Source organism: Streptomyces sp. NPDC058697 (assembly GCF_042715345.1).
In the GTDB taxonomy this organism is placed as follows: Bacteria; Actinomycetota; Actinomycetes; order Streptomycetales; family Streptomycetaceae; genus Streptomyces; species Streptomyces liliifuscus.
In genome coordinates, this window is sequence record NZ_JBHXSU010000025.1 from 79229 (window position 1) to 104485 (window position 25257).

Consider the following 25257-nt stretch of genomic DNA (forward strand, 5'->3'; position numbering starts at 1 on the left):
CAGCCCCGCCCGGGGCCCGACCCGGCGCTCCGCCCTGAGGCATCCCGCCCCCGGCCCGCGGAACTCCCTGCCCCGGTACGCCCTCGGCCCCTCGGGGTGCCCAGCCCTCGGGCAGCCGGGGCACACCCTGGGCCGACGTCCCGCCCGTGGGCGGCTGAGGGGCCTGCCGTTCGGCTGCCCCTCGCCGGCGCCCGGACCACTTCCTCTTCTCCGGCTGCGGTTCCGGCCGGGCAGCGGGAACCACGTGTATGTCGGCGGTGTCGCCCTTGGGGGCCGGCCCGCGGCGGCTGTGACGTCCCACGTCCCGCCTCAGCTCCTCGCGCTGGTAGGGCCGGTGTCGGCCAACTCGCCGGTGTCCGCGAGGAGTTCGCGGAAGGCCGTGGCCACGGTCTCCGGGTACTCCATCATCGCCACATGTCCCGCGTCAGGCAACGTCAGCAACCGCGAGTCGCGAAAGGCGCGTGCCGCGCGCTGGGCCATACGGTACGAGACGAGCTGGTCGCGGGCTCCGTAGACGAGGAGCGTCGGCGCGAGCACCCGCTCGGCCTGGCGCCACAGTCCGTGCTGGCCACCCAGCGTGTACGCGTTCACGATGCCGCGTGCCGAACGTGCCATGGCGTCCCAGAAGTAGGGGAGGGCGAGCCGCCGCTCCATCTCCTCGACCGCGTTGCGGAATCCCTCGGGCGTGACCATGCCGGGGTCGCCGTAGCAGAGCGCCGTGACCCCTCTTACGCGCTGTTCGGCGGACCAGCCCCTGGTGAACCTGGTGAACAGGCCCGCCACTCCGGGCAGTGCGAGCAGCGCCGTCGGCACGGCCGAGCGCTGCACCCGGATCTCCGGGAGCGCCGGCGAGACGAGGGTGAGCGTGCGGACGAGATCGGGCCGTACGGCCGCGACGCGCGTAGTGACGGCGCCGCCCAGCGAGTTCCCGAAGAGGTGCACGGGACCGCGCTCGGCCGCGTCGAGAAAGCGGATGACCGCGCGCGCGTGCCCGGTCACCGAGTAGTCGCCGTCGTCCGGCGGCGGCGAGTCGCCGAAGCCCGGCAGATCGACGGCCTCGCTTTCCACGAGGCCGTCCAGGAGGGGCATCAGCGCCGACCAGTTCTGCGAGGAACCGCCGAGACCGTGCACGTACAGCGCGGGCGGCAGCCCCTCCCGCACCGGCGGTCTCGACCGGACCGTCAGCGTGATCCCGGGGAGCCCGACCGTGCGCAGCCGCTCCCCCGCGGCCACCCTGACGGTCCCGACCCTCGGAGCGACGGAAGTGGCCAGCACGGACGGCAGTTCGGTCGAAGACATGCGGCAATGTTACGAGACGATCACGCGCTGGATCGTGTGTTCGCAGTCACAGGGCCTGGTGTCGCACGACGGAGCACGACCGGACGACGGAGCACGACCGGACGACGGAGCACGACCGGACGACGGCGCGATCGCATAGCGTCCCGATCTCGACTCTCATACGCTTCATAGACGAGGGCACTCGTTACTCGCACGAGAGCGCACTCGCACCCACTCGGGAAGAGGACACATGACCGTCGACCCCACCGACCCCGAGACCATCGAGGAATCCGACGACACCGAGATCGGTGTCGAGGCCCCCGAAGCCGACGCGGCCGAACAGCACGCGGACCTGGCACCCCACCGCGACGAATCGCTGACCGATGCGGACAAGGACAGCGCCGACGAGGCGGACCTCGTGGAACAGGCGAGGGTCGTCGAACTCGACGAGGACGACTACCGCTGAGCCGAGGTGAGGCGAACCGGGACGGGGTCACAGAAGACGCGACCGCCCGGTATGCCCGTTGATGAATGGTTATGCAGGGTTATCACCGGCGTCCGGTCCGTGAAATTCTGCGCTCGCACCGCGCACACCACGGTTACCGAAAAGTACGATGGCGGCGCGGCGCTCACCGCAATGTGGACGATTTTGGGAGGCGGCGTGACAGCCATCGAGCAGACAGAGGCGGCGCGCCCGCGGGGCACACGCCTGCCGCGCCGTGCCCGACGCAACCAGCTCCTCGGCGCTGCCCAGGAAGTGTTTGTCGCGCAGGGATATCACGCGGCCGCGATGGACGACATCGCCGAACGTGCGGGCGTCAGCAAGCCGGTGCTCTACCAGCACTTTCCCGGCAAGCTCGATCTCTACCTCGCACTGCTCGACCAGCACTGCGAGTCGCTGCTGCAGGCCGTGCGTGCCGCCCTGGCGTCCACCACGGACAACAAAATGCGGGTGCGGGCGACCATGGACGCGTACTTCGCGTATGTGGAGGACGACGGCGGCGCGTTCCGTCTGGTCTTCGAGTCCGACCTGACGAACGAACCCGCGGTGCGGGAGCGGGTCGACAAGGTCACGTTCGAGTGTGCGGAGGCGATCTGCGAGGTCATCGCCGAGGACACCGGCCTGTCCAAGGCAGAGTCGATGCTGCTGGCCTCGGGTCTCGGCGGACTCGCCCAGGTGGTGGCCCGCTCCTGGCTGCACAGTGACCGCAGCGTGCCGCGCGACCAGGCGGTGCAGCTGCTGACCTCGCTGGCATGGCGGGGCATCGCCGGTTTCCCGCTGCACGGCAGCGAGCACCACTGATCACGGGGATCACAGAGGTCACCACGGGGGATCACCACTGACCGCCACTTTGTTCCCACCGGATGTTCGCTCCTGGCGTTCTCGGGCGGAGCATGTACGTCCCCTCACCGGGCTAATGTGTGCTGCGTACGGCGCGGACGAACGCGCACATCAGTGACCGTCGGAGGGACATAGCCGTGGAGGTCAAGATCGGCGTGCAGCACGCGCCCCGCGAGATCGTTCTGGAGAGCGGTCAGACCCCGGAAGAGGTCGAGCGCGCGGTGTCCGAGGCGCTGGCCGGCAAGTCGCAGCTGCTCAGCCTCGTGGACGACCACGGCCGCAAGGTCCTGGTTCCGGCGGACCGCCTCGCCTACGTGGAGCTCGGCGAGCCGACGACGCGCAAGGTGGGCTTCAGCGCGCTGTAAGGCGAAGAGAAGGGGCTCGGTGGCAACTGCCGCCGGGCCCCTTTTCCATGCTCTCGCCCCAGGTGTCCGTGCTTCACGGATGGAGCACAACTCGCTCACAGAGGAGGATTGCATTCCGCAGGTCACGGGTATGCAGGGCTACGACCGAAGTGCACACGGCCGTGCGGGAGGGACCCCCTGATGTTCTTGGAAGCGCTCGGCTCCGCGATCCTCGGTCTGGCACTTGCCTGGGCCGCCGCGTATCGCCTGCCGCACCGCCTGCCCGCTCGCCGCCTCGTCCTCGGGACAGGCATCGCGGGAGGCCTGTTCGGCGCCTTCCTCACCCACACCGCCCTGGGATCCGTCGGCTTCCTGCCCGTGATGCTCGGCGCGGTGGCGGTAGCGGCAGCATCCATCTCCCTGCTCCTACGCCCCGCGGGAAGACTGAGCCGCCACTCGGCAACGGTGTGAGCGAGGAGTCCGGCGGTTCCAATTCAACGGACGCCCACTAGCTTTGCTTTTAGGGGCGCGGGGAACTGCGCGACCAGCCCCCACGCACCCGCAGAAAGCAAACAACCCACAGAAAACGAACCGGCGCCAAAAAACCTAGGCGGCCAGCCCAAGCGCAGCCATCCGCTTGGTGTGCGCCTCAGTGATCCGAGAGAACATCCGCCCCACCTCGGCGAGATCGAACCCATCGGCCACCCCACCGACGAGCATCGTCGACAAGGCGTCCCGGTCGGCAACCACCCGCTGGGACTGCGACAGCGCCTCCCCCATCAACCGCCGCGCCCACAGGGCGAGTCGCCCGCCCACCCGCGGATCCGCGTCGATGGCGGCCCGCACCTTCTCGACGGCGAACGACGCGTGCCCGGTGTCGTCGAGCACAGCCAGTACGAGCCCGCGGGTATCGGAGTCGAGCCGGGCCGCGACCTCACGGTAGAAGTCACTGGCGATCGAGTCGCCGACGTACGCCTTGACGAGCCCCTCCAGCCAGTCCGAGGGGGCCGTCTGCTTGTGGAAACCGTCGAGCGCGGCGACGAACGGCTCCATCGCCTGCGTCGGCTCCGCCCCGATCTCCGTGAGCCGGTCCCGCAGCTGCTCGAAGTGGTGGAACTCCGCCGACGCCATCTTCGCCAGCTCCGCCTTGTCCGCGAGCGTCGGCGCCAGCTTCGCGTCCTCCGCGAGGCGCTCGAACGCCGCCAGCTCCCCGTACGCCAGCGCTCCGATCAGGTCCACGACCGCGGCGCGGTACTGGGGGTCGACGGAGGCCTTGGCCCAGTCCTGGGCGGCGACTCCGGTGTGAGCGGCAGATGCGTCGGAAGCGTTGTCAGGCGTCGTCATGAAGCGCACAATAGCCCGCCCACCGTACGACGGAAGGCCCTGGTCAATCAGTGTGACGACGACTACGTGACCAAATCGGCCATCGCATATGCGCGATTCCGGGGTATGGTGGTAATGCGCTCGCTGAGTTGATCTACGTAACTCGACGGGCCGCACGAATGAGGATGCCCGGTCGGTGGCCCGATCGGCTCCGATCAGACAGCCCTCCACGTCGGTACGGCACATTGCGTACGACACCCGGAGGGAACCCTCAGCGGTACGAGAGCTCGAGCGTCGGCAGTGGTCCCATGCCACCCGGCCCGCTGGTCAAGAGCGGCCGACGTCCCCGGCACGGTCCCGACACGACCCCCGCGCTCGCCTCGCACCGCGTACACAGAAGAGGCAGCACCCTGACTACTTTCCGAGAGCTCGGGATTCTTCCCGAGACAGCCGAAGCCCTTGAGGCCGTAGGCATCACCAGTCCCTTCCCCATCCAGGAGATGACGCTCCCCGTTGCCCTGACCGGCACCGACGTCATCGGCCAGGCCAAGACCGGTACCGGCAAGACGCTGGGCTTCGGTCTTCCGCTCCTCGAGCGCGTGACCGTTCCCGCGGACGTCGAGGCGGGCCGGGCCAAGCCCGAGCAGCTCACCGACGCCCCGCAGGCCCTCGTCGTCGTCCCGACGCGCGAGCTGTGCACCCAGGTCACGAACGACCTGCTGACAGCCGGCAAGGTCCGTAACGTACGCGTTCTGGCCATCTACGGCGGCCGGGCGTACGAGCCGCAGGTCGAGGCCCTCAGGAAGGGCGTCGACGTGATCGTCGGCACCCCGGGCCGACTGCTGGACCTCGCGGGCCAGCGGAAGCTCGACCTCAAGCACATCAAGGCGCTCGTCCTGGACGAGGCCGACGAGATGCTCGACCTGGGCTTCCTGCCCGACGTCGAGAAGATCATCAACATGCTGCCGGCCCGCCGTCAGACGATGCTGTTCTCGGCGACCATGCCGGGCGCGGTCATCGGTCTCGCGCGCCGCTACATGTCGCAGCCCACGCACATCCGCGCCACGGCGCCGGACGACGAGGGCCAGACGGTCCGCAACACCGAGCAGTTCGTCTACCGCGCGCACAACATGGACAAGCCGGAGATGGTCTCGCGGATACTGCAGGCCGACGGCCGCGGTCTCGTGATGGTCTTCTGCCGCACCAAGCGGACGGCGGCGGACCTCGCCGACCAGCTGCAGCAGCGCGGGTTCGCCTCCGGCGCGGTCCACGGCGACCTCGGCCAGGGCGCCCGCGAGCAGGCGCTGCGCGCCTTCCGCAACGGCAAGGTGGACGTGCTCGTCTGCACCGACGTGGCCGCGCGCGGCATCGACGTCGAGGGCGTCACACACGTCATCAACTACCAGTCCCCCGAGGACGAGAAGACGTACCTGCACCGCATCGGCCGTACGGGCCGCGCGGGTGCCAAGGGCATCGCGATCACCCTCGTCGACTGGGACGACATCCCGCGCTGGCAGCTCATCAACAAGGCGCTGGACCTCGGTCTGAGCGACCCGCCGGAGACGTACTCCACGTCCCCGCACCTCTTCGAAGAGCTGAAGATTCCCGCGGGCACCAAGGGTGTTCTGCCGCGTGCCGAGCGCACCCGCGCGGGTCTCTCGGCCGAGGTGGTCGAGGACCTCGGCGAGACCGGCGGGCGTGGCGCACGCGGCCGCGGTGGCCGTTCTGGCGCCCCGGCGTCGGCCGCGGCCCCGGTCGCCGAGCGCGACCGCGAGCGCCCGGCTCGTACGCCGCGTCGCCGTCGCCGCACCCGTAACGGCACGCCGCTCGACGGCACGGAGCAGCAGACCCCGCAGCAGGCCACGCCGGAGAGCACGGAGTCGGCGCCGGCCGCCGCGGCCACGGAGGCGCGCACGCCGCGCCGCCGTCGTCGTACGCGCGGCGGAGGCTCCTCGGAGGCGGCCGAGACGGCCGTCGCCACGGCCGAGGGCACGGTGGCGGAGGCCGCCGAGCCGACCGCGTCGGCCGAGCCGGTCGCCGGGGAGGGCAAGTCGCGTCGCCGCCGTTCGCGCCGGACCGCGGAAGCCGCTCAGCCCGAGATCGCCGTCGTCGAGGAGGCCCCCGCGGCCCCCGTCGCCGAGGCGGTCGAGGTGTCCGAGCCGGCGTCCGAGACCAGGCCGCGCCGCCGGACCCGCAAGTCCGCCACGGCTGCCACGGCTGCCGAGACCGCGGTGGACACCGCCGAGGGCACGGTCGTCGAGGCGGCGGAGGCCGCCGAGACGAAGCCGCGCCGCCGTACGCGGAAGGCCGCCCAGGCCCCCGAGGTCGTGGTGGAAGCCGCTGTCGAGCCGGTGGAGGCCGTCGAGGCCAAGCCGCGCCGCACCCGCAAGGCGACGACCACGGCCGCCGCGGAGGCCGCCCTGGACATCGCCGAGGCCGCGGAGGCCAAGCCGCGCCGCCGTACTCGTAAGGCCGCCGCGTCCGCCGAGGTCGCTGCAGCCGTCGAGGCCGTCGAAGCCGCCATCCCGGCCCAGGTGGCCGAGGAGGGCGAGGCCAAGCCGCGCCGCCGCACCCGCAAGGCCGTCACGGACACCACGGTCGCGGAGACCGCCGCGGCCGCTCCCGTGGACGAGGCGCCCGCCGCGGAGGCCAAGCCGCGTCGGCGTACGCGCAAGGCCGCCGAGGTCGCGGTGGACACCGCCGAGGGCACGACGGCCGAGGCGCCGGCGGCCACGGCGACGAAGCCGCGCCGCACCCGCAAGACCGCGGCAGCCGCAGAGGCCGCCGTGGAGACCGCGGAGACGGCCGAGGCCGCCGAGGCGAAGCCCCGCCGTCGCGCCCGCAAGGTCGCGGTCGCCGAGGCCGACATCCCGGCCCAGGCCACCGAGGCCGAGGCCCCGGTCAAGCCGCGCCGCACCCGCAAGGCGGCGGCCACCGTCACGGACGCGGTCGAGGCCGCGCCCGAGACCACGCCCCGCCGCCGTGCACGGAAGACGACAGCGTCCGCCGAGCCGACGGAGAGCTGACGCGAAGCGCATCACGCCTGACGGCCCGGTCCCCCTTCGGCGGGGCCGGGCCGTCGGCGTTCCCGCGCACGCCAGTGGACCCGTCACCGGCGTGCCCGCGCACGGTCACGGGGCCGCCCCGTCGTCAGTGTTCCCACACGGCCGCCGGCCTGCCCTCGGCGTTCCCACCCACGGTCACGACCCAGCCCTCGGCATCCCCTCCAACGCCAGCGGACCCGTCACCGGCATTCCCAGGCACGGTCACGGGGCTGTCCCGTCGCCAGTGTTCCCACACACGGCCGCAGGCCTGCCCTCGACGTTCCCACGCACGGTCAGGGCCCGTCCCGTCGTTAGCGTTCCCACACACGGCCACAGGCCTGCCCTCGGCATTCCCGCCCACCGCAGCGGGCCCGCGGACGGCGTTCCCGCGTACGGTCGCGGGCCCCTGTGCCCGCCCCGTCGTCCCGTGGTCGGTGCCCGGCATGCCGTTCGGAAGGTTCCCCGGATAGCCTCCTCCTCATGAGCAGGCCCGCCACCTTCGTCCCGCCCCCCGGAACCCGTGCGTATCGGCTCGTCACCGCGCGCGGGGAGTTCGCCGTGATCGAGGCGGGGAGCCCCGAGAAGGGCACCGCACTCCTGCTGCCGGGGTTCACCGGCAGCAAGGAGGACTTCATCTCGCTGCACGAACCGCTGGCCTCGGCCGGGTACCGGACCGTCGCCGTGGACGGGCGCGGCCAGTACGAGTCGCCGGGCCCGACGGACGACGAAACGCCTTACGCGCAGGCCGAGTTGGCGCAGGACGTCCTCGCCCAGATCGACGCCCTGAGCGATGGCCTGAGCGATCGCCTGCCCAACGCCCCGACCGACCGACCGCAGGAGCGCGTCCACCTCGTGGGCCACTCCTTCGGCGGGCAGGTCGCCCGGGCGGCCGTGCTGCTGGATCCGTCCCGTTTCCGGTCGCTGACCCTGATGTCGTCGGGGCCCGCCGAGATCTCCCCCTCCCAGCAGCAGCGTGTGAAGCTCCTGCGGGACGCGCTCGCCGTGATGGACATGGGCCAGGTGTGGGAGGCGATCCAAGCTCTTGAGCCGCCGGAGGACGCCGAGGGCGATCTGGACGCCGGTCTCGAAGACCAGGACGACCTGAAGCGCCGCTGGCTCGGCAACAGCCCGGCCCAACTCATCGTCGCGGGGCGGCAGTTGTGCGCGGAGCCCGACCGCGTGGCCGAGCTGGCCGCCGTCGGACTGCCCGTCCACGTCCTGTCGGGCGAACGCGACGACACATGGCCCGTGCCGCTCCTCGACGACATGGCGGTACGCCTGGACGCGTACCGCACGGTTGTCGGCGGGGCCGAGCACTCGCCGAACTCGGATCGACCGCGGGAGACGGCCAAGGCGCTCGGCACGTTCTGGGATCGGGTGGGCTGACGCTCTGCCGGTGGGTTTTGTGACCGCGGGTCGTTCGTGGCTGGGCGCGCAGTTCCCCGCGCCCCTGGCGGGGCCCCGCCCCCACTTGACCCGGGAAGCTGCAGACCGGCTAGTACTGCCCCTGCAAGTGCTCCCAGAACCCGTCCCGCAGGGACCGTCGCAGGTCCGCCTGCCCCCGCAGCGAGTACTGCAGGAGCCCCTCCGCCTCCACGAGGAGATCCTGGTCGACAGGGCCGGGCAGGTAGGGATGCCCGGGCAGCAGCTCCGACAGCGCCTCGCGCCCCCGCGCGGCCAGCCACTTCGCGGCGATCTGCGCGCCCACGAACCGCACGTCCTCGCGCGTGGGACGGCCCGCCGCCGACGTGTCGTACGAGGCGGAGGTCCGCCGGGCGACGTACGGCTTGAAGAACTCCAGGTCGAACGTGCGCTGACTGTCGACCTCCCAGAGCAGCGGCTCCGCCTGGTTGCGCCCCTCCGGCGCCTCGATGCCCCACAGGTGCACGCGGGCCCCGTACCCCTGTGCCGCCTCGACCGCCGAGACCAGGTCCTCGTCGCCGCCGATGAGTGCCGCGTCGCTGATGGCGCGGTGGCGGGCCAGCGACTCCAGATCGGTACGGATCAGGGAGTCGACGCCCTTCTGCTGGTTGTTGGCGTTGAGGTTGCCGAGGCGGACCTTCACGTCGGGCAGCTCGGCGATGGACTGCTGCTCCGCGGTGTGGATGCGGCGCCGCGCCCCGTCGTACCAGTAGACGCGCAGCAGCCTGCTGTCCGCGAAGATCGTGCGGGCGCGGTCGATGAGCGCCTCGATGAGTCCCTCGGCGTCCAGATCGAAGGCCCGGCGGTCCTCCGTCCCGGCGACGAGCCGGCCCGCGGCCGCGTAGAGATACCCCGCGTCGACGAAGATCGCATGGGTCGACGGCGTCTTCGCCACCTCGGCGAGCATGCGCTGGAGCAGCTCGTTCGTGCGGTCGATACGCGCACCGAGCACCGCTGGATCGAGGTCGTCATTCATATGCGCCTCATTGTCGCAGGCGGTCACGGGACGAACACAACCGGTCCGGAATCCCGTCCGAATACTGACCCGGACACCAACCCGGGCAGCGCCCCGGGCAGCGGTCGGATACCAGTCAGTAGTTAGCCGTTCGAAAAATTTCCTTAGCGTAGGGAATGTTTGTAACACGCATGCCGTTGGATCCCTATGTAACCAAGTAGTTCTCCTCAGGAGGATGACCAGACGAAGGGAGAAGCCTGTGCGCTTCGAAATCATGCGCCTTGACGACGTCGACGGAACCCCCGTGGACAGCACCGTCGTGGACGCCGCCTCCGTCAACCGGATCGTTCAGCAGGCCGCCGCCATCGGGCAGCGCCTCTGGATCCGCCCGACCAACACCCCGGCGTCATAACGCCGGACACGCTCGGCAGACCACAACTGGCTGACCGACAGACTTCAGAACCCCCGTACGGCACCGACGCCGTACGGGGGTTCTGCGTGTACGAGGGCCTTCAGCTGTTCTGGATGACCTGCGTGACGCCGTTGATGATCTGCTGCACGGCGATCGCGGAGAGCATCATCCCCGCGAGCCGGGTCACCAGCACGACACCGCCGTCCTTGATGACCCGGATGATCAGCAGCGAGTACCGCATCACCACCCACAGCACGACATGGATGGCGACGATCGCGGCCCACACCGACACCTGCGACGCCACGCCGTCGGCCTTCTGCACGGCCAGGATGACGGACACGATCGCGCCCGGCCCGGCGAGCAACGGCATGCCCAGCGGTACGAGGGCGACGTTGACGTCCTTCGTCTGCTTGGGCTCGTCCGTCTTGCCCGTGAGCAGGTCGAGCGCGATGAGCAGGAGCAGCAGTCCGCCCGCGATCATCAGCGCGGGGACGGACACATGCAGGTAGTTCAGGATCTGGTGCCCGAGCAGCCCGAAGACGGTGATGACTCCGCCGGCCACGCAGACGGCCTGGAACGCCATCCGCTTCTGCACCTTGGCAGGCCGTCCGGCCGTCAGCGCGAGGAAGATCGGCGTGATCCCCGGGGGATCCATGATGACGAAGAGGGTGAGGAAGAGAGAGCCGAAAACGGCGAGGTCGAACACGGTGAGCCTTGCGAGAAGAGGGACGGGAGGAGGGTGAGCCGAGGGAGTGGAACAACGAGGACAGGCCGTACCACCCACGGCTGCGGGCAGGCGTTGCGCAGCCCGGAAGGGGTGGGCGCGGCCTGGGACGCAGGCGCTTTCAAAGCGACCGGAGCGGGAACCGGGCGCGACCGCTTACTGCTCGGCGCCCCCGCCCGCGCCCGGCACGGGAAACGCGCCGGTAGCCCGCCGGGTGATCTCCCCGTAGATCTCGGGATCCGTCGTGAACTCCCCGAGCACGCACGTCTTCCGGCTGCCGTGGTAGTCGCTGGAGCCGGTCGGCAGCAGCCCCAACTCGCCCGCGAGGCCCCGCAGTCGGGCCCGGGTGGCCGGTTCGTGGTCCATGTGGTCGACCTCGATCCCGTCGAGCCCGGCCGCCGCGAGCTCCGCGATAGCGGACTCCGGCACGGTCTGTCCGCGCTTGGAAGCGGCGGGATGCGCGAAGACGGTCACCCCGCCGGCGGCCTTGACGAGCCGGATCATCTCGAAGGGGTCCGACTCGTGCTTCTCGACGTAGGCGCGCCCGCCGTCGGCGAGCCACTCGGTCGTGAACGCGTCGGAGACGCTGCGCACGACGCCCAGTTCGACCAGCGCGGTGGCGATGTGCGGCCGCCCCACGGAACCGCCGGCCGCGATCCGCTCCACCTGCTCCCAAGTGACCGGCACGCCCAGCTCCTGGAGGTTGGCGACCATCGCCTGGGCCCGCGGCACCCGGTCGTCGCGTACGAGCTCGCGCTCGCTCAGCAGCTCGGGCTCCTCGGGATCGAAGAGGTACGCCAGCATGTGCAGCCCCACCCCGTCGAGACGGCAGGAGAGCTCGGCCCCGGTCACCAGCGTGAGCCCGGCGGGCAGGGCCGCGACGGCCTCCGCGTACCCGCGCGTGGTGTCGTGATCGGTCAGCGCGACGACATCGAGCCCGGCGGCACCGGCGTTGCGCACCAGCTCGGCAGGGGTGTCCGTACCGTCGGACGCCGTGGAGTGGCAGTGCAGATCAATGCGCACGACACAAACTCCAGACACGAACGGATCGACAGGGACCGCTCAAGGATAACGGGAGCGACGACGACCCCTGTCACACCCGCAGCAGAGGTTCACCCCCTACAGCTGCCCGCCACTTTTAGGGGCGCGGGGAACTGCGCACCCAGCCACCCACAACCCGCACCCAGCAGCCCACAGCCACCCCACCCCCAATAGCCGCCCCCTCCCACCAGCGGAGCGCTACGGTTCAAGAATCCGCGGCGACAACGCCCCACAAGGCAACAGATCCACTTCCGCCCCCGCATCCCGCAGATCCGTCAGCACCAGCTCGTCATACATCAGCAACCCCGACTGCTCGGGCCACACAACGGCCCACAGCCACAACCCCCGCGCCTCCCCCGCGAAGACGGCCCGGTCGTCGGGCGTCCCGGCGACGTGCCACAACGGCGTCGGCCGCCCCGCGGCGAGCAGCTTCGCCTGGGCGGGCTTCTCGACGCTCATGTACGGCCCCGGATCGGGCCCGTCGATCCCGGCGTACCGCGAGCCGAGCCCGACCCCGAGTTCCTCGGCGATGAGCACAAGCTCCCCTATGCCACCGAGCGGCCCCGGCCCGGAGCAGGCCACCGCCGTGGCCCGACCGCCGCTGCGGTCGTCGCCGGCGAACGCGGCACCCGTGAAGAGCCAGCCGACGGGCAGCGGCCACGGCATCCACACCGGTACGCGCGCACGGTGCACGACCACGCCGAGGGCTTCGACGCTGGGCGGGATCACGGGCTGCAGCGGATGCACGATGCCGTGCACATCGCACTGCCAGGAGTCGGCAAAGAGGCCGGGAGCCCTGACCCGGCCACCACACTTCGGGCAACTGGGTTCGCCCCTCATAGGGCCCAACGGTCCTCTCCGTATTTGGTTGCGTCAAGGACGATCACCCGTCCGGCGTGTGCCTGTCACCTTCCTCCCACCTCGGAAAACTAGATGTAGCTTGCATTCATTAGGTGACCTAACTTATTGTGTGTATACGCCAACGATCCCGATGCGAGGAGTGAAGGAGCCGGCATGAACAGCGGTACGGCAGATCACACAGGAGGTCCCGCCGAAGGGGACACGTTCGACGCGGGTGCCGGCGGCCTCCTGCGTCAGCCGAAGGCGGTCTGGGCGACCGCCGGGGCATCAGTCGTCGCCTTCATGGGCATCGGGCTCGTCGATCCGATCCTGCCCTCCATCGCCAAGGGCCTGGACGCCACCGCCGGGCAGGTCTCGCTGCTCTTCACCTCGTACTTCCTGATCACGGCCGTCGCGATGCTGGTCACGGGCTTCGTCTCCAGCCGTATCGGCGGCCGCCGGACCCTGCTCCTGGGCCTCGCCCTGGTCGTGGTCTTCGCGGGCCTGTCCGGCACGTCCGGCTCGGTCGGCGAACTCGTCGGATTCCGCGCGGGCTGGGGGCTCGGCAACGCCCTCTTCGTCTCGACGGCCCTCGCCGTCATCGTCGGCGCGGCGGCAGGCGGCAGCGCCGCGGCGATCCTGCTGTACGAGTCCGCCCTGGGCCTCGGCATGGCCTGCGGGCCCCTGCTGGGCGCACTGCTCGGGGACGCCAGCTGGCGCTACCCGTTCTTCGGCACCGCGGTCCTGATGGCCATCGGGTTCCTGTGCATCACGGCGTTCCTGAAGGAGCAGCCGAAGCCCGCGCGCAAGACCGGCCTGCTCGACCCGATCAAGGCGCTCGGCCACGGCGGGCTCGCGTCGGCGGCGGCCTCCGCGTTCTTCTACAACTACACGTTCTTCACCGTGCTGGCCTTCACGCCGTTCGTGCTGAACATGAGCCCCTACAAGTCAGGCGCGGTCTTCTTCGCCTGGGGGCTGCTGCTCGCGGTGTTCTCGGTGCTCGTGGCGCCGCGCCTGCAGGCACGGTTCGGGTCGCTGAAGGTGCTCGGCGGTTCGCTGGTGCTGCTCGCGGCCGACGTGCTCGTCCTCGGCTACGGCAGCCACACCACGGCCGTCGTCTGCACGATCCTCTCCGGCGCCTTCATCGGCGTGAACAACACCGTCTACACGGAGCTCGCGCTCGGTGTCTCGGACGCTCCGCGCCCGGTGGCGAGCGCCGGCTACAACTTCGTCCGCTGGTTCGCGGCCGCCGCCGCTCCCTACTTCGCGCCGAAGATCGAGGAGTGGACCGACATCCACATCCCCTTCGTGGTCGCGGCCGTCACCGCGCTACTGGGCGCCGTCGTCGTCCTCGTACGCCGGAAGTCCCTCACGCACGAGGCCGAGGAACTGGAGACGCGGCACGCGGCCGAGGACAGTGTGGCCGTTTTTGCCAACTGACGGATTTCGGCCACGGGTTGGTGACGTTACTCACCCCAGGGGCCGGCCGGATCAGTCCAGCGGGACGGACGTGCGTGAGGGATCGCGCAGGTCCGTTCCGCTCGTGAGCCAGCGCTCCTGGAGGGCCCCTGCGCCGTGCACCCGCTTCCACGCGGCCTCGTTCGGCGTCATGGGGAGCAGCGGCAGGAAACGTACGGGATCGAGGGGTGCGTCGAGCTCCAGGTCCTCGATCAGGCCGCCCGCCTCGGCGACCAGTACGGAGGTGAAGGGGGCGCCCGGCCACAGCGGCGCGCCCACGTCGAGCGAGGCGCCCGGGGCCACGACCAGGCCCTCGACCTGCGGAGACGCGGCCAGTACGGCGAGCGGGCGGAGCACCTTGTCGGTGTCGGCGGCGCCGGGCCGTACGGAGAGGACCAGCTCCGCGCGCGGGCCCGCGACGGGATCGGCGATGACTGCCGTGGGGTCGGCCATCGGCTGGGCGGACATGCCGAGCGTCGCGTAGCGGACGATCCCCGTGTCCGTTCCTCCGCCGGTTCCGTCGGTGAAACGGAGCACCTCGATGCGGTCCGTGCCGAGGAAGGTCACCGCGGCGCGCGCGTCCGGTTCGCCCAGCGCGGTACGCAACCGGGCCTCGACCAGAGGAAGAACATCAGCCATGCGCCGAGCATAGAACTCGTCAGTGACGGGCAAAGCGACGGCTTGACACTTCAGTCGGCTGATAGTCTTGGCCGCTGGTCGGGGCAGCACGCAGAAGCGTCGCTCTCGAGTCCCGGCCCAAGTCTCGACAGTCTCGACGCATGAGACTCCCCTACGGGGGATGGACCTCCCCTACGGGGGACCGGCCGGAGGAGGTGGGGCTCCATGGATCGAAGTCGACCGTGCAGTACCACCCGCTCTTCCGGCTGCTGAGTCCCTCTCGGCTCCAGAGCTCACGCTCTACTGGCTGCCACCTCTCGCACTCGCGTCCTGGCCTCCGGTGCACAACGGAAGAGCACTTCGTTTTTCCTGATCTGTCTGAATTTTTCTGATCTGTATCAGTAGCGAAGCTGCCACCGCGACGGTGCGGTGCTCCCCGCTTTGTGGACGTGCCAAACATCCGCACCAGGACGTCCCCATTCCGGGCAGTCTCAACCGTTGCCGGCGGCTCTCGTTCCGCGAAGGAGCCAGCCATGTCGATGATTCGTGACCTGCGTGCCGCGGTCCGCCCCTCGCCGCGCAAGGACGGCGGCGCGTACGACACCACCCGCGCGGCCGGGGACAGTTCGGCCGTCGTGGACTGCGCGGTCTACCGCGACGGCGTCCGTCTCCCGTCCGACGACGGCCTCACGCCGCGTGCGGCGATCCGCCAGGCCCGGCGGGACGGCGGGTTCGCCTGGATCGGCCTGCATGAGCCGACCGAGGCCGAATTCGCCGGTGTGGCCGCCGAGTTCGGGCTGCACCCGCTGGCCGTCGAGGACGCCGTCCACGCCCACCAGCGGCCCAAGCTGGAGCGGTACGACGACACACTGTTCGCCGTCTTCAAGACCATCCACTACGTCGAGCACGACGAGCTCACCGCCACCAGCGAGGTCGTCGAGACCGGCGAGGTGATGTGCTTCACCGGACGGGACTTCTTCATCACCGTGCGGCACGGCGGGCAGGGCTCGCTGCGGGCGCTGCGGCACCGGCTGCAGGACGACCCCGAGCTGCTCACCAAGGGCCCCTCGGCCGTGCTGCACGCCATCGCCGACCACGTCGTCGACGGGTACGTGGCGGTCGCCGACGCCCTCCAGGACGACGTCGACGAAGTCGAGACCGAGGTGTTCTCGCCCGGGCCGCGGGGCGGGGTGTCGCGCGGTGTCGACTCGGCGCGGATCTACCAGCTCAAGCGCGAGGTGCTGGAGTTCAAGCGCGCGGTGTCGCCGCTGATGCGGCCCATGCAGCTGCTGAGCGAGCGGCCGATGCGGCTGGTCGACCCCGACATCCAGAAGTACTTCCGCGATGTCGCCGACCACCTCGCGCGAGTCCAGGAGCAGGTCGTGGGCTTCGACGAACTGCTCAACTCGATCCTCCAGGCCAACCTCGCGCAGGCCTCCGTCGCGCAGAACGAGGACATGCGCAAGATCACGTCCTGGGCGGCGATCATCGCCGTGCCGACGATGGTGTGCGGCGTGTACGGCATGAACTTCGACCACATGCCGGAGCTGCACTGGCGGTACGGCTACCCGGCGATCATGGGCATCACCGTGGCGCTCTGCCTGGGCATCCACCGCACCCTGAAGCGCAACGGCTGGCTCTGACCTGCCCCGAGGGGCCCGGCACTAGGCTGACTCCCATGACGGATCAGCTGCTCGACCAGGCCCTCGTCGAGGAGGCCACGAAGAAGTCCGGGCTCGTCTGGGTACGGGGGCTTCCCGCCCAGGAGGACGGGTCGTCGGACGGTGCGTCCTCCCAGGCCCTGTGGCACGTGTGGCACGACGGGGCCGTGTGTCTGGTCGGGGACGGGCCCGGGGAGCAGCCGTTGCCCGGGCTCGTGGACGGGGGCGAGGCCGTCGTCACCGTCCGCAGCAAGGACAAGGGCGGTCGCCTTGTCTCCTGGTCCGCGAAGGTGGTGGAGCTGGCTCCCGGGTCCGAGGAGTGGGACGCGGCCGTCGGCGAGCTGAAGGGCAAGCGGCTGAACGCGCCGGATGGGGAGGCGATGACCGGGCGATGGGCCCGGGAGTGCCGGGTGGTTCGGCTGGCGCCGACGGGGTCGACTGCGTCGTTGCCGGACGGGTCGTTGGCGGCGCCGCCGTTGCCTACGTCGGCAACTACGCGGCTGCCGATTCCGGCGGGGTTGCCGCGGCTGCTTTTCAAGAAGCGCAAGCGCCACTGACGCTCCGCGGGGGTGCGTTGTCGGCTGCGGGTGCGTGGGGGCTGGTCGCGCAGTTCCCCGCGCCCCTGAAGGGGGTGGCTTGGGCCGGTGGGTACCCATGCGGGTCGTTCGTGGCTGAGCGCGCAGTTCCCCGCGCCCCTGAAGGACAAAAGCCAGGGGCGCAGCCCCGCTTTTAGGGGCGCGGGGAACTGCGCGACCAGCCCCCACCGGGCCCGCACCCAAAAACGTGCCGGCGGCAGCCAGCGCAACCCCCCTCAGGACGACGGGAGTTGCTGTCCGTAGTCCACCGTTTCGTCCTTGTCCGGGGCCTCCAGGGCAAACCCCTTGCCCCAGTCGGTCAAGCGAAGCGTCCCCGCTCCGCCGGCGCGGACGAGGAGGAGAGGGTACGGCTTGCCCTCAAGGGAGACGTCCAGCTCGCCGCCGGAACCCTTGTCGCCGGTGATCCGGATCGTGCGGAGCCCGCCCTGCTCATGGTGGCCCTCGGTGGCGAGCTCGCCCTGGAGGGTGAGGAGGCCGTCGAGGAGCACGTCCTTGTCGGTGAAGACGCTGAGCTGCTTGTAGGCGGGGTCACCCTTGGGGACCTTCACGTACTTGCCCTCAAGCTTGCCCGCGGCCGTCGCGTCGGACGTACCGTCGTCGCTCTTGCCGTCCTGGTGGTCCCAGAAGTCCGCGTCGGCCTTGATGAAGAGGTGCTCGTCGACCCGCAGCAGCTGGAACGTCACTCCCTTCGAAGTGACCGAGCCGGTTCCGCCGTCACCCTTCAACTGCATGTCCAGCTTGTAGGTGCGCTTGCCGCTGATCACGGCGCCGGACAGCCGTACCGTCTCCGCGGCCTCGGCGGCCGACTGCGTTCTGCTCTGGATCTTGGCCGGGGGCAGTTTCCCGACCCCGTTCGTGCCCGCGTCCGGGTCGTCACCGCCGCACCCCGTAACCCCTGTCGCCGTCACGACCAGCGCACACACGGCGCTCGCCAACGCGGCCCTACGGGTACGTCCCTGGGGAATCGCAGTCACAGGTGGCGCTGCCTCTCATACGGGTGACCTCAACGGCGTACCGCAGCGTACCGGGGCCCCCTACGCCACTCGGAGTCAGTCCGTCCGCACCGCTCACCAGGGCGTATCCGACCGGGACGGGCTAGCCTGAAGCCCACCCGAGCGGACATGACACATCAAAACGCCCGTAGTGGAGCCCGTACGAAGAAGGAGGCGCGGGCATGGCGGCAGGTGCCCCCAGGATCTTCGTCTCGCATCTCTCTGGCATCGCCGTCTTCGACCCGAACGGTGACCAGGTGGGCCGGGTGCGCGACCTGGTCGGCATGCTGCGCGTAGGGCGGCGGCCCCCTCGGCTGCTGGGCCTGGTCGTCGAACTGTCCACCCGCCGCCGCATCTTCCTGCCCATGACCCGCGTGACCGGCATCGAGTCGGGTCAGGTCATCACCACCGGTGTCCTCAACGTCCGCCGCTTCGAACAGCGGCCCACCGAGCGGCTCGTCATCGGGGAACTGCTCGACCGGCGGGTCACCCTCGTCGAGACCGGCGAGGAGGTCACCGTCCTCGACATCTCCATCCAGCAGTTGCCCGCCCGCCGCGACTGGGAGATCGACCGGGTCTTCGTACGGAAGGGACGCACGGGCGGTGCCTTCCGGCGGGCCAAGGGCGAGACGCTGACCGTCGAGTGGTCGGCCGTCACCGGGTTCTCGCTGGAGGAGCACGGGCAGGGCGCCGAGAACCTCCTCGCCACCTTCGAGCAGCTGCGCCCCGCCGACCTCGCGAACGTGCTGCACCATCTGTCGCCCAAGCGGCGCGCGGAGGTCGCGGCCGCCCTGGACGACGACCGGCTCGCGGACGTCCTGGAGGAGCTCCCCGAGGACGACCAGATCGAGATCCTCGGCAAGCTCAAGGAGGAGCGCGCCGCCGACGTCCTGGAGGCGATGGACCCCGACGACGCGGCCGACCTGCTCGGCGAGCTGCCGGAGGAGGACAAGGAGCGTCTGCTGGCGCTGATGCGTCCGGACGACGCGGCGGACGTACGGCGGCTGATGGCGTACGAGGAGCGCACGGCGGGCGGGCTGATGACGACCGAGCCGATCGTGCTGCGTCCCGACGCGACCGTCGCGGACGCGCTCGCGCGGGTGCGCAACCCCGACCTCTCCCCCGCGCTGGCCGCCCAGGTGTACGTGTGCCGCCCGCCGGACGAGACGCCGACCGGCAAGTACCTGGGCACGGTCCACTTCCAGCGGCTCCTTCGCGATCCGCCGTACACGCTCGTCGGCTCGATGCTCGACGACGGTCTGCAGCCGCTGGACCCGGACGCCGAGCTGCCCGTCGTGGCGGGCTTCTTCGCGGCGTACGACATGGTCGCGGCGCCCGTGGTCGACGAGAGCGGCTCGCTGCTGGGCGCGGTCACCGTGGACGACGTACTCGACCACATGCTGCCCGAGGACTGGCGCGAGACGGAGTTCCACCTGGACGAGGAGACACCGGCGGAGACGGCCGGTGAGGGGGCTTCTGATGGCTCCTGAGCGCGAGGCCGCCCGCGAGAGGGCCGCCACCGGGGCGACCGCCGCCGGCCGGCCGCGCACCCGGCTCGACCAGCCTCAGCCGCCGCGTCGCCGGCTCCTGCCCGAGTACGACCCGGAGGCCTTCGGCCGGCTGTCGGAGCGGATCGCGCGGTTCCTGGGCACGGGACGGTTCATCGTCGGGATGACGGTCGTCGTCGTCCTGTGGGTGGTGTGGAACGTGTTCGCGCCGCGTGACCTGCGCTTCGACAACTACCCGTTCATCTTCCTGACGCTGATGCTCTCGCTCCAGGCCTCGTACGCCGCCCCGCTGATCCTCCTCGCGCAGAACCGGCAGGACGACCGCGACCGGGTCAACCTCGAACAGGACCGCAAGCAGAACGAGCGGTCGATCGCGGACACCGAGTACCTGACGCGGGAGATCGCCGCGCTGCGCGTGGGCCTCGGCGAGGTCGCCACCCGTGACTGGATCCGCTCGGAGCTGGAGGACCTGGTCAAGGAGCTGGACGAGCGGCATCCCGAGGGCCGCGGCGACGCTCGTGTCGTATTCCCGGCAGAACACCCTCGGGGACGTGACGTAGACGACCGGTGACAGGCTTTCCGGGGCCGGTGGGAAGCGCCGTACCATCGACCCTATGGCTACGGAAGACGCGGTGCGTGAAGCACTGGCGACAGTGAACGACCCCGAGATCCATCGCCCGATCACCGAGCTCGGAATGGTCAAGTCGGTCGAGATCGGTGCGGACGGTGCTGTCGCGGTCACCGTCTACCTCACGGTCTCCGGCTGCCCGATGCGCGAGACCATCACGAAGAACGTCACGGACGCCGTCGCGGCGGTCGAGGGCGTCACCCGCGTCGACGTGACGCTGGACGTGATGGGCGACGAACAGCGCAAGGAACTGGCGTCCGCGCTGCGCGGCGGCCAGGGCGAGCGGGAGGTCCCGTTCGCCAAGCCCGGTTCGCTGACGCGGGTGTACGCGGTCGCCTCCGGCAAGGGCGGCGTCGGCAAGTCGTCCGTGACGGTCAACCTCGCGGCGGCGATGGCCGCCGACGGCCTCAAGGTCGGTGTCGTGGACGCCGACATCTACGGCCACTCCGTGCCCCGCATGCTCGGCGCCGACGGCTACCCGACCCAGGTCGAGAACATGATCATGCCGCCGTCGGCGAACGGTGTGAAGGTCATCTCGATCGGCATGTTCACCCCCGGCAACACGCCCGTCGTGTGGCGCGGCCCGATGCTCCACCGTGCCCTCCAGCAGTTCCTCGCGGACGTCTACTGGGGCGACCTGGACGTGCTGCTCCTGGACCTCCCGCCGGGTACGGGCGACATCGCGATCTCGGTCGCGCAGCTCGTCCCGAACGCGGAGATCCTGGTCGTGACGACCCCTCAGCAGGCCGCCGCCGAGGTCGCCGAGCGGGCCGGCTCGATCGCCGTCCAGACCCACCAGAAGATCGTGGGCGTCGTCGAGAACATGTCGGGCATGCCGTGCCCGCACTGCGACGAGATGGTCGACATCTTCGGCACGGGTGGTGGGCAGTCGGTCGCCGACGGGCTGACCCGCACGACCGGTGCGACCGTGCCGGTCCTCGGCTCCATCCCGATCGACCTCCGCCTCCGCGAGGGGGGCGACGAGGGCAAGCCGGTGGTCCTGACGGACCCCGACTCCCCCGCCGGCTCCGCCCTGCGAGCGATCGCCGGCAAGCTGGGCGGGCGCCAGCGGGGCCTTTCGGGCATGTCCTTGGGCATCACCCCGAGGAACAAGTTCTAGAACATCGCCCATTGCCCCGCGGTCGCGTCTTGTGGGGCGGCTGCGGGTGAGTGGGGGTTGCCCGCGCAGTTCCCCGCGCCCCTAAAAGCACGGGGCTGCGCCCCCGGCTTTTGTCTTTTCAGGGGCGCGGGGAACTGCGCGCTCAGCCAGAACGCTCCCGCGCTCGACGCACCACGCCGGACCCCACCCACCCAGGGGCGCGGGGAACTGCGCGACAAGCCCCCACCGGGCCGCAGCCGACGAACAACGCAGAGGAGGGCACCGTCAGCACACGGTGCCCTCCTCGCTCAGCCCGCCGCCTAGGCGTACGTGGCGATGTCCTTGATCATGGCAAAGCCCAACCCGTACGCGCTCATCCCCCGCCCGTACGCCCCCAGGTGAACCCCCTCCTGCGTGGACCCGGCGAGAACCCACCCGAACTCGGACTCGCGGTAGTGGAACGGCGTCGGGACGCCGTCCACGGGGAGCGAGAGCGTGGACCAGTCGGTGCCGTCCAGATCGTCCGCGAGGACCCACGCCGTCTCGGTCTGCTGGTCCAGCCAGTCGTCCCGCAGCGTGTGGTCCATCTGCCCGGGCCAGGTGAAGGACAGCAGCCCGACCCCCGCGAGCCAGGCCGCGGAGGACACCGAGGTGGCCTCCAGCAGCCCCGTGCCGTCGGCGCTGCGCCGCACCGGGCTGGCCGCCACGGTGACCACGACCGCGAACCGCTCCTTGTCCTCCGTGGTCTCGCCGCGAACCGAGGGCTCGTCGCCGTGCCCGATCGATCCGTGCTCGATGACTCCGTCGGCCGAAGCACCGACCTGCATCAGCCAGCGCGGTCCCGTGAAGGCCTCGTCGAGGCCGTACCACGGGAAGGGCGCCAGCAGGTAGCCGTCGACCGTGCGCCGGGCGGAGGGGACCTGTTGTCCGCCCTCCGCAGCCGGCGCCTGCGCGCCTACCCGACTTGTCGTCTCCATCGCCCGGACGCCTCCTCGCTCTAGTCGAACCGGGCGGCCCGCCCCCCTTCGGGCGTCCTTCCGGTCCGCACAACAACTAGGCAGGATAGCCACAGGTCCGCGGCGACCCGCGAAACCGGTCGGCTCGTGGGTCGCGTACGCGTCAGATCCGGCCCCCTCTGAGCAGGCAGAACGCAGGCGGCGTACGGGAAAAAGGGGTGCGGGCAGCCGGGCGACCCGGCCGGAGCGCGTTCCGGACTGCGGGCGTGCCGCATGTCGACGGCCCGCGGGCGTACGCCTTGGACCCGGGCCGTTCGGAGCGGCCCGAGTCGGTCCAGGTCAGGGCCGGTCGGCCGAGCGACCGGTCGGCCGCGAGCGGCTCAGGTCGCGTCGGCGTCGAACGGCGGGCGCTCGTCCTGGTCGAGCTTCTCGCGCTTCTTCGTCATGTCGACGGTGCCGCCGGTGGAACCGGACGAGGAGGACGACGGGGACGACGAGGAGGCGGAGGACTCGGACTCGCGGCCGTGCACCGCGTCCGTGACGTCGGCCATCTCCTTCTTCAGGTCGAAGCCGTTGCGGATCTCCTTGAGCCCCAGCTCGTCGTTGTCCAGCTGCTTGCGGATGAACGTCTTGGGGTTGAGGTCCTCGAACTCGAAGTCCTTGAACTCCGGGCCGAGTTCCTCGCGGATGTCCGCCTTGGCGCTCTCCGAGAAGTCACGGATCTTGCGGATGGTGCGCGTGACGTCCTGGATCATCTTCGGGAGCTTCTCCGGGCCGAAGACGAGCACGGCAAGGACAACGAGCGTCACGAGCTCGAGCGGTCCTATGTCATTGAACACCTTCAGCTCCTTGCGATGTCCTCGGCCCTCGGCAGGTCGTTCCGTGGTCCGGGCCGGGTCCACGGTACCCGGCGATCCTGTCTGTCCGGTACTGTCCAGGGCCCTCCGACCGCGTGTACACGCCGGGTTTTCCAGGATGTTTGCCTGATGGGGCCCTGGTTCGGCCCGCTTCCTGTGAAGTTCCTGTCGGTCGCCCCGCGCGATCGTTCCGTCAGTCGCCGCCGGCCGAACCGAGGACGAGGGTGACCTTCTTCTCCTTGCCGTCGCGCTCCAGCGTCAGCTCCAGGCGGTCGCCGGGGCGGTGGGCCCGGGTCTTGACGATGAGCTCCTCGCCGGAGTGCACGCGCTGCCCGTCGACCTCGGTGATGACGTCCCCGGGCTTGATGCCGGCCCGGTCGCCGGGGCCGTCCTGGTTGACCGGGGGGCTGCCGTCGTTGCCCTTGGTGCCGACGCGGGCGCCGTCGCCGCTGTAGTCCATGTCGAGCGTCACGCCGATCACCGGGTGCGTGGCCTTGCCGGTGTTGATGAGCTCCTCGGCGACGCGCTTGCCCTGGTTGATGGGGATGGCGAACCCGAGGCCGATCGATCCTGACTGGCCGCCCTCCAGGTCCGAGCCGCTGTCGGCGGAGCGGATGGCGCTGTTGATGCCGATGACCCGGGCCTTGGAGTCGACCAGCGGGCCGCCCGAGTTGCCGGGGTTTATCGGGGCGTCCGTCTGCAGCGCGTCCACGTACGAGATGTCGCTGCCGTCGCCCTCCTCACCACCCGCCGTGATGGGGCGCTCCTTGGCGCTGATGATGCCCGCGGTGACGGTGTTCTCCAGGTCGAAGGGGGCACCGATGGCCACGACCGGGTCGCCGACCTGGACGTTGTCGGAGTTTCCGAGGGCCAGCGGTTTCAGGCCGCTGACACCGCTCACCTTCACGACGGCGAGGTCGTAGCCGCTGTCGTGACCGACGACCTTGGCCTTGGCGGTCTGGCCGCCGCTGAAGGTCACGGTTATCTCGCCGCTGCCGTCCGCCGGGTCGACCACGTGGTTGTTGGTGAGGATGTGGCCGCGCTGGTCGAGCACGAACCCGGTGCCGGTGCCCTGCGCCTCCGACCCGCTCACATGCAGGGTCACCACACTGGGCAGCGCGCTGGCCGCGATCCCGGCCACGCTGTCCGCGGCCCGCCCCTTGGCCTCGGTCCCGGCCTGCGGCAGCTCGACGTCGTCGATCCCGCCGTTGCGCTCCAGATACGCCCCTACGGCCCCGCCGACGCCGCCGGACACGAGAGCGAGGAGCGCGGCCCCGAGAACAAGCGCCCGCCCCGTACGCCGACGCCGCCCGGTCGTGGTCTCGACGGCCGCCCCGTTCTGCTGGAGGGGAGCGACGGCCCAGGGGTCGTAGTTCTGCCAGGGGGTGTGGGGCGCTGGGGGGTGGGGCTGGGGGTGCGTGTTGGGGTGGGCCTGGGGGTGCGTGTTGGGGTGGGCCTGGGGGTGCGTGTTGGGGTACGTCTGAAGGTGGGCCTGGGCGTCGGCCTGGGGCATGGGTGCGGGGGCGGCCGGGGCATGCGGTCCAGGGGCATGCGGGGCCGAGGGGTGGGGTCCAGGGGCCGACACGGGGGCGCCATGGTCGGTGGGGCCATGGTCGGGAGCGCCATGGAGGGGCGCCGCCGTCTGGTGGTAGCCGGAAGGCAGCGCCGATCCGAGGATGCCCTGTGTGGCGGCCGGCCGCGGGGCGGAGTCCTCGGGCCCGGCTCCTGCCGGATTGCCGTGGGGCGGAGTCACGGCATGGACGCCGGCCGTGCCGTGCGCGGGAGTCGTCCCCGGATGCTGAACCGGGGGCGCGGGAGCCCAGGGACCGGGCCCGCCGTAGGGCGGCGTGCTGTAGGGATCCGGGTCGTGCAGAGGCCTGGGCCGCTCACCCGTAGGCTCGGGCCGCCCGCCCAGAGGCTCAGGCCGCTCACCCCTGGGCTCAGCCCGCTCATCCAGAAGCCTGGACCGCTCACCCGTAGGCTCGGGTCGCCCGCCCAGAGGCTCGGGTCGCCCGCCCATAGGCTCGGGCCGCTCCCCCAGAGACTCGGGCCGCTCGCCCCTGGGCTCAGCCCGCTCATCCAGAAGCCTGGACCGCTCACCTCGAGGCTCGGGCCGCTCGTCCAGAAGCCGGGGCCGCTCCCCCAAAGGCTCGGCCCCC

Annotated in this window: 24 protein-coding genes; 13 read left to right on the forward strand and 11 right to left on the reverse strand. The window is 70.8% G+C overall.

From position 1 onward, the window contains the following. Positions 1 to 309: 309 nt before the first annotated feature. Positions 310 to 1299: an alpha/beta fold hydrolase gene (locus ACFWXQ_RS38100; protein WP_383953902.1), complete on the reverse strand. Its 990-nt coding sequence runs from the start codon at positions 1297 to 1299 to the stop codon at positions 310 to 312. Between the two features lie 229 nt (positions 1300 to 1528). On the opposite strand from ACFWXQ_RS38100, the gene ACFWXQ_RS38105 reads away from it, so the two are divergent. The 4 genes from ACFWXQ_RS38105 to ACFWXQ_RS38120 all read left to right on the forward strand — a co-directional run bounded on the left by ACFWXQ_RS38105 (position 1529) and on the right by ACFWXQ_RS38120 (position 3435). Further along, positions 1529 to 1744 carry a hypothetical protein gene (locus ACFWXQ_RS38105; RefSeq protein ID WP_383953900.1) on the forward strand — a complete coding sequence of 72 codons (216 nt, stop codon included), beginning with the start codon at positions 1529 to 1531 and terminating at the stop codon, positions 1742 to 1744. Positions 1745 to 1939: 195 nt separating this feature from the next. Further along, positions 1940 to 2581 (forward strand): TetR/AcrR family transcriptional regulator, encoded by a 642-nt coding sequence (locus ACFWXQ_RS38110; RefSeq protein WP_383953898.1) that lies wholly within the window; start codon positions 1940 to 1942, stop codon positions 2579 to 2581. Positions 2582 to 2757: 176 nt separating this feature from the next. Then, on the forward strand, positions 2758 to 2985 hold the full coding sequence (locus ACFWXQ_RS38115; protein WP_055610545.1) for a DUF3107 domain-containing protein: 228 nt from the start codon (positions 2758 to 2760) through the stop codon (positions 2983 to 2985). Between the two features lie 180 nt (positions 2986 to 3165). After that, positions 3166 to 3435 carry a hypothetical protein gene (locus ACFWXQ_RS38120; protein ID WP_200396002.1) on the forward strand — a complete coding sequence of 90 codons (270 nt, stop codon included), beginning with the start codon at positions 3166 to 3168 and terminating at the stop codon, positions 3433 to 3435. A 135-nt stretch (positions 3436 to 3570) separates the two neighbouring features. Here the strand turns inward: ACFWXQ_RS38120 and ACFWXQ_RS38125 are convergent, their stop codons facing one another. Then, complete coding sequence (locus tag ACFWXQ_RS38125) at positions 3571 to 4308, reverse strand: ferritin-like fold-containing protein (RefSeq protein WP_079052748.1); 738 nt, start codon at positions 4306 to 4308, stop codon at positions 3571 to 3573. A gap of 479 nt (positions 4309 to 4787) precedes the next feature. Between ACFWXQ_RS38125 and ACFWXQ_RS38130 the strand changes: the two genes are divergently transcribed. Both ACFWXQ_RS38130 and ACFWXQ_RS38135 read left to right on the forward strand, forming a co-directional pair. Continuing rightward, a complete protein-coding gene (locus ACFWXQ_RS38130) occupies positions 4788 to 7313 on the forward strand; it encodes a DEAD/DEAH box helicase (protein WP_383953896.1) in 2526 nt (841 codons plus the stop codon). Positions 7314 to 7811: 498 nt separating this feature from the next. Continuing rightward, the gene (locus ACFWXQ_RS38135) at positions 7812 to 8717 is read left to right on the forward strand and encodes an alpha/beta fold hydrolase (protein ID WP_383953894.1); all 906 of its coding nucleotides are present in this window, start codon (positions 7812 to 7814) and stop codon (positions 8715 to 8717) included. Positions 8718 to 8826: 109 nt separating this feature from the next. Here the strand turns inward: ACFWXQ_RS38135 and ACFWXQ_RS38140 are convergent, their stop codons facing one another. After that, a complete protein-coding gene (locus ACFWXQ_RS38140; RefSeq protein WP_383953892.1) occupies positions 8827 to 9729 on the reverse strand; it encodes an NYN domain-containing protein in 903 nt (300 codons plus the stop codon). A 214-nt stretch (positions 9730 to 9943) separates the two neighbouring features. On the opposite strand from ACFWXQ_RS38140, the gene ACFWXQ_RS38145 reads away from it, so the two are divergent. After that, positions 9944 to 10120 (forward strand): hypothetical protein, encoded by a 177-nt coding sequence (locus ACFWXQ_RS38145; RefSeq protein WP_359938022.1) that lies wholly within the window; start codon positions 9944 to 9946, stop codon positions 10118 to 10120. Between the two features lie 100 nt (positions 10121 to 10220). Here the strand turns inward: ACFWXQ_RS38145 and ACFWXQ_RS38150 are convergent, their stop codons facing one another. The 3 genes from ACFWXQ_RS38150 to ACFWXQ_RS38160 all read right to left on the reverse strand — a co-directional run bounded on the left by ACFWXQ_RS38150 (position 10221) and on the right by ACFWXQ_RS38160 (position 12725). Continuing rightward, the gene (locus tag ACFWXQ_RS38150) at positions 10221 to 10826 is read right to left on the reverse strand and encodes a MarC family protein (protein WP_143636540.1); all 606 of its coding nucleotides are present in this window, start codon (positions 10824 to 10826) and stop codon (positions 10221 to 10223) included. A 174-nt stretch (positions 10827 to 11000) separates the two neighbouring features. Then, positions 11001 to 11867 (reverse strand): PHP domain-containing protein, encoded by an 867-nt coding sequence (locus ACFWXQ_RS38155; protein ID WP_383955732.1) that lies wholly within the window; start codon positions 11865 to 11867, stop codon positions 11001 to 11003. 216 nt (positions 11868 to 12083) lie between these two features. Further along, positions 12084 to 12725, reverse strand: a complete 642-nt coding sequence (locus ACFWXQ_RS38160; protein ID WP_383955730.1) for a DUF6758 family protein — start codon at positions 12723 to 12725, stop codon at positions 12084 to 12086. A 174-nt stretch (positions 12726 to 12899) separates the two neighbouring features. Between ACFWXQ_RS38160 and ACFWXQ_RS38165 the strand changes: the two genes are divergently transcribed. Beyond that, on the forward strand, positions 12900 to 14165 hold the full coding sequence (locus tag ACFWXQ_RS38165) for an MFS transporter (RefSeq protein ID WP_383955727.1): 1266 nt from the start codon (positions 12900 to 12902) through the stop codon (positions 14163 to 14165). A 51-nt stretch (positions 14166 to 14216) separates the two neighbouring features. Here the strand turns inward: ACFWXQ_RS38165 and ACFWXQ_RS38170 are convergent, their stop codons facing one another. Next, positions 14217 to 14822, reverse strand: coding sequence for a suppressor of fused domain protein (locus ACFWXQ_RS38170; protein WP_383955724.1), 606 nt, complete (start codon positions 14820 to 14822; stop codon positions 14217 to 14219). 512 nt (positions 14823 to 15334) lie between these two features. Here ACFWXQ_RS38170 and ACFWXQ_RS38175 point away from each other — a divergent pair. Together ACFWXQ_RS38175 and ACFWXQ_RS38180 are read left to right on the forward strand one after the other, a co-directional pair. Further along, complete coding sequence (locus ACFWXQ_RS38175) at positions 15335 to 16444, forward strand: magnesium and cobalt transport protein CorA (RefSeq protein WP_383955722.1); 1110 nt, start codon at positions 15335 to 15337, stop codon at positions 16442 to 16444. Between the two features lie 35 nt (positions 16445 to 16479). Then, a complete protein-coding gene (locus tag ACFWXQ_RS38180; protein ID WP_383955719.1) occupies positions 16480 to 17019 on the forward strand; it encodes a hypothetical protein in 540 nt (179 codons plus the stop codon). Positions 17020 to 17273: 254 nt separating this feature from the next. Here the strand turns inward: ACFWXQ_RS38180 and ACFWXQ_RS38185 are convergent, their stop codons facing one another. Continuing rightward, on the reverse strand, positions 17274 to 18032 hold the full coding sequence (locus ACFWXQ_RS38185) for a hypothetical protein (protein ID WP_383956865.1): 759 nt from the start codon (positions 18030 to 18032) through the stop codon (positions 17274 to 17276). Positions 18033 to 18232: 200 nt separating this feature from the next. On the opposite strand from ACFWXQ_RS38185, the gene ACFWXQ_RS38190 reads away from it, so the two are divergent. The 3 genes from ACFWXQ_RS38190 to ACFWXQ_RS38200 are packed head-to-tail and all read left to right on the forward strand — an operon-like array spanning position 18233 to position 21306. Further along, entirely contained in the window at positions 18233 to 19540 is a 1308-nt protein-coding gene (locus tag ACFWXQ_RS38190; protein ID WP_383956868.1) for a magnesium transporter MgtE N-terminal domain-containing protein, read from the forward strand. Then, entirely contained in the window at positions 19530 to 20129 is a 600-nt protein-coding gene (locus tag ACFWXQ_RS38195) for a DUF1003 domain-containing protein (protein WP_383956871.1), read from the forward strand. The genes ACFWXQ_RS38190 and ACFWXQ_RS38195 overlap by 11 nt, the downstream gene beginning before the upstream one ends. 43 nt (positions 20130 to 20172) lie before the next feature. Continuing rightward, positions 20173 to 21306 (forward strand): Mrp/NBP35 family ATP-binding protein, encoded by a 1134-nt coding sequence (locus ACFWXQ_RS38200; RefSeq protein ID WP_386270232.1) that lies wholly within the window; start codon positions 20173 to 20175, stop codon positions 21304 to 21306. Between the two features lie 299 nt (positions 21307 to 21605). Here ACFWXQ_RS38200 and ACFWXQ_RS38205 read toward each other — a convergent pair whose 3' ends face one another. The 3 genes from ACFWXQ_RS38205 to ACFWXQ_RS38215 all read right to left on the reverse strand — a co-directional run bounded on the left by ACFWXQ_RS38205 (position 21606) and on the right by ACFWXQ_RS38215 (position 25118). Beyond that, positions 21606 to 22262 carry a hypothetical protein gene (locus ACFWXQ_RS38205; RefSeq protein ID WP_383954393.1) on the reverse strand — a complete coding sequence of 219 codons (657 nt, stop codon included), beginning with the start codon at positions 22260 to 22262 and terminating at the stop codon, positions 21606 to 21608. 359 nt (positions 22263 to 22621) lie between these two features. Continuing rightward, positions 22622 to 23080: a sec-independent translocase gene (locus ACFWXQ_RS38210; protein ID WP_383954391.1), complete on the reverse strand. Its 459-nt coding sequence runs from the start codon at positions 23078 to 23080 to the stop codon at positions 22622 to 22624. Between the two features lie 211 nt (positions 23081 to 23291). Further along, the gene (locus ACFWXQ_RS38215; RefSeq protein WP_386270234.1) at positions 23292 to 25118 is read right to left on the reverse strand and encodes a trypsin-like peptidase domain-containing protein; all 1827 of its coding nucleotides are present in this window, start codon (positions 25116 to 25118) and stop codon (positions 23292 to 23294) included. Between the last annotated feature and the right edge of the window lie 139 nt (positions 25119 to 25257).

Bases quoted from the DNA above. Each gene is read 5' to 3' on its own strand.
- ACFWXQ_RS38100 (WP_383953902.1), bottom strand. From the start codon at position 1,299: ATGTCTTCGACCGAACTGCCGTCCGTGCTGGCCACTTCCGTCGCTCCG.
- ACFWXQ_RS38105 (WP_383953900.1), top strand. From the start codon at position 1,529: ATGACCGTCGACCCCACCGACCCCGAGACCATCGAGGAATCCGACGAC.
- ACFWXQ_RS38120 (WP_200396002.1), top strand. From the start codon at position 3,166: ATGTTCTTGGAAGCGCTCGGCTCCGCGATCCTCGGTCTGGCACTTGCC.
- ACFWXQ_RS38125 (WP_079052748.1), bottom strand. From the start codon at position 4,308: ATGACGACGCCTGACAACGCTTCCGACGCATCTGCCGCTCACACCGGA.
- ACFWXQ_RS38130 (WP_383953896.1), top strand. From the start codon at position 4,788: ATGACGCTCCCCGTTGCCCTGACCGGCACCGACGTCATCGGCCAGGCC.
- ACFWXQ_RS38135 (WP_383953894.1), top strand. From the start codon at position 7,812: ATGAGCAGGCCCGCCACCTTCGTCCCGCCCCCCGGAACCCGTGCGTAT.
- ACFWXQ_RS38140 (WP_383953892.1), bottom strand. From the start codon at position 9,729: ATGAATGACGACCTCGATCCAGCGGTGCTCGGTGCGCGTATCGACCGC.
- ACFWXQ_RS38145 (WP_359938022.1), top strand. From the start codon at position 9,944: ATGACCAGACGAAGGGAGAAGCCTGTGCGCTTCGAAATCATGCGCCTT.
- ACFWXQ_RS38160 (WP_383955730.1), bottom strand. From the start codon at position 12,725: ATGAGGGGCGAACCCAGTTGCCCGAAGTGTGGTGGCCGGGTCAGGGCT.
- ACFWXQ_RS38165 (WP_383955727.1), top strand. From the start codon at position 12,900: ATGAACAGCGGTACGGCAGATCACACAGGAGGTCCCGCCGAAGGGGAC.
- ACFWXQ_RS38170 (WP_383955724.1), bottom strand. From the start codon at position 14,822: ATGGCTGATGTTCTTCCTCTGGTCGAGGCCCGGTTGCGTACCGCGCTG.
- ACFWXQ_RS38175 (WP_383955722.1), top strand. From the start codon at position 15,335: ATGTCGATGATTCGTGACCTGCGTGCCGCGGTCCGCCCCTCGCCGCGC.
- ACFWXQ_RS38180 (WP_383955719.1), top strand. From the start codon at position 16,480: ATGACGGATCAGCTGCTCGACCAGGCCCTCGTCGAGGAGGCCACGAAG.
- ACFWXQ_RS38190 (WP_383956868.1), top strand. From the start codon at position 18,233: ATGGCGGCAGGTGCCCCCAGGATCTTCGTCTCGCATCTCTCTGGCATC.
- ACFWXQ_RS38195 (WP_383956871.1), top strand. From the start codon at position 19,530: ATGGCTCCTGAGCGCGAGGCCGCCCGCGAGAGGGCCGCCACCGGGGCG.
- ACFWXQ_RS38200 (WP_386270232.1), top strand. From the start codon at position 20,173: ATGGCTACGGAAGACGCGGTGCGTGAAGCACTGGCGACAGTGAACGAC.
- ACFWXQ_RS38205 (WP_383954393.1), bottom strand. From the start codon at position 22,262: ATGGAGACGACAAGTCGGGTAGGCGCGCAGGCGCCGGCTGCGGAGGGC.
- ACFWXQ_RS38215 (WP_386270234.1), bottom strand. From the start codon at position 25,118: ATGGGCGGGCGACCCGAGCCTCTGGGCGGGCGACCCGAGCCTACGGGT.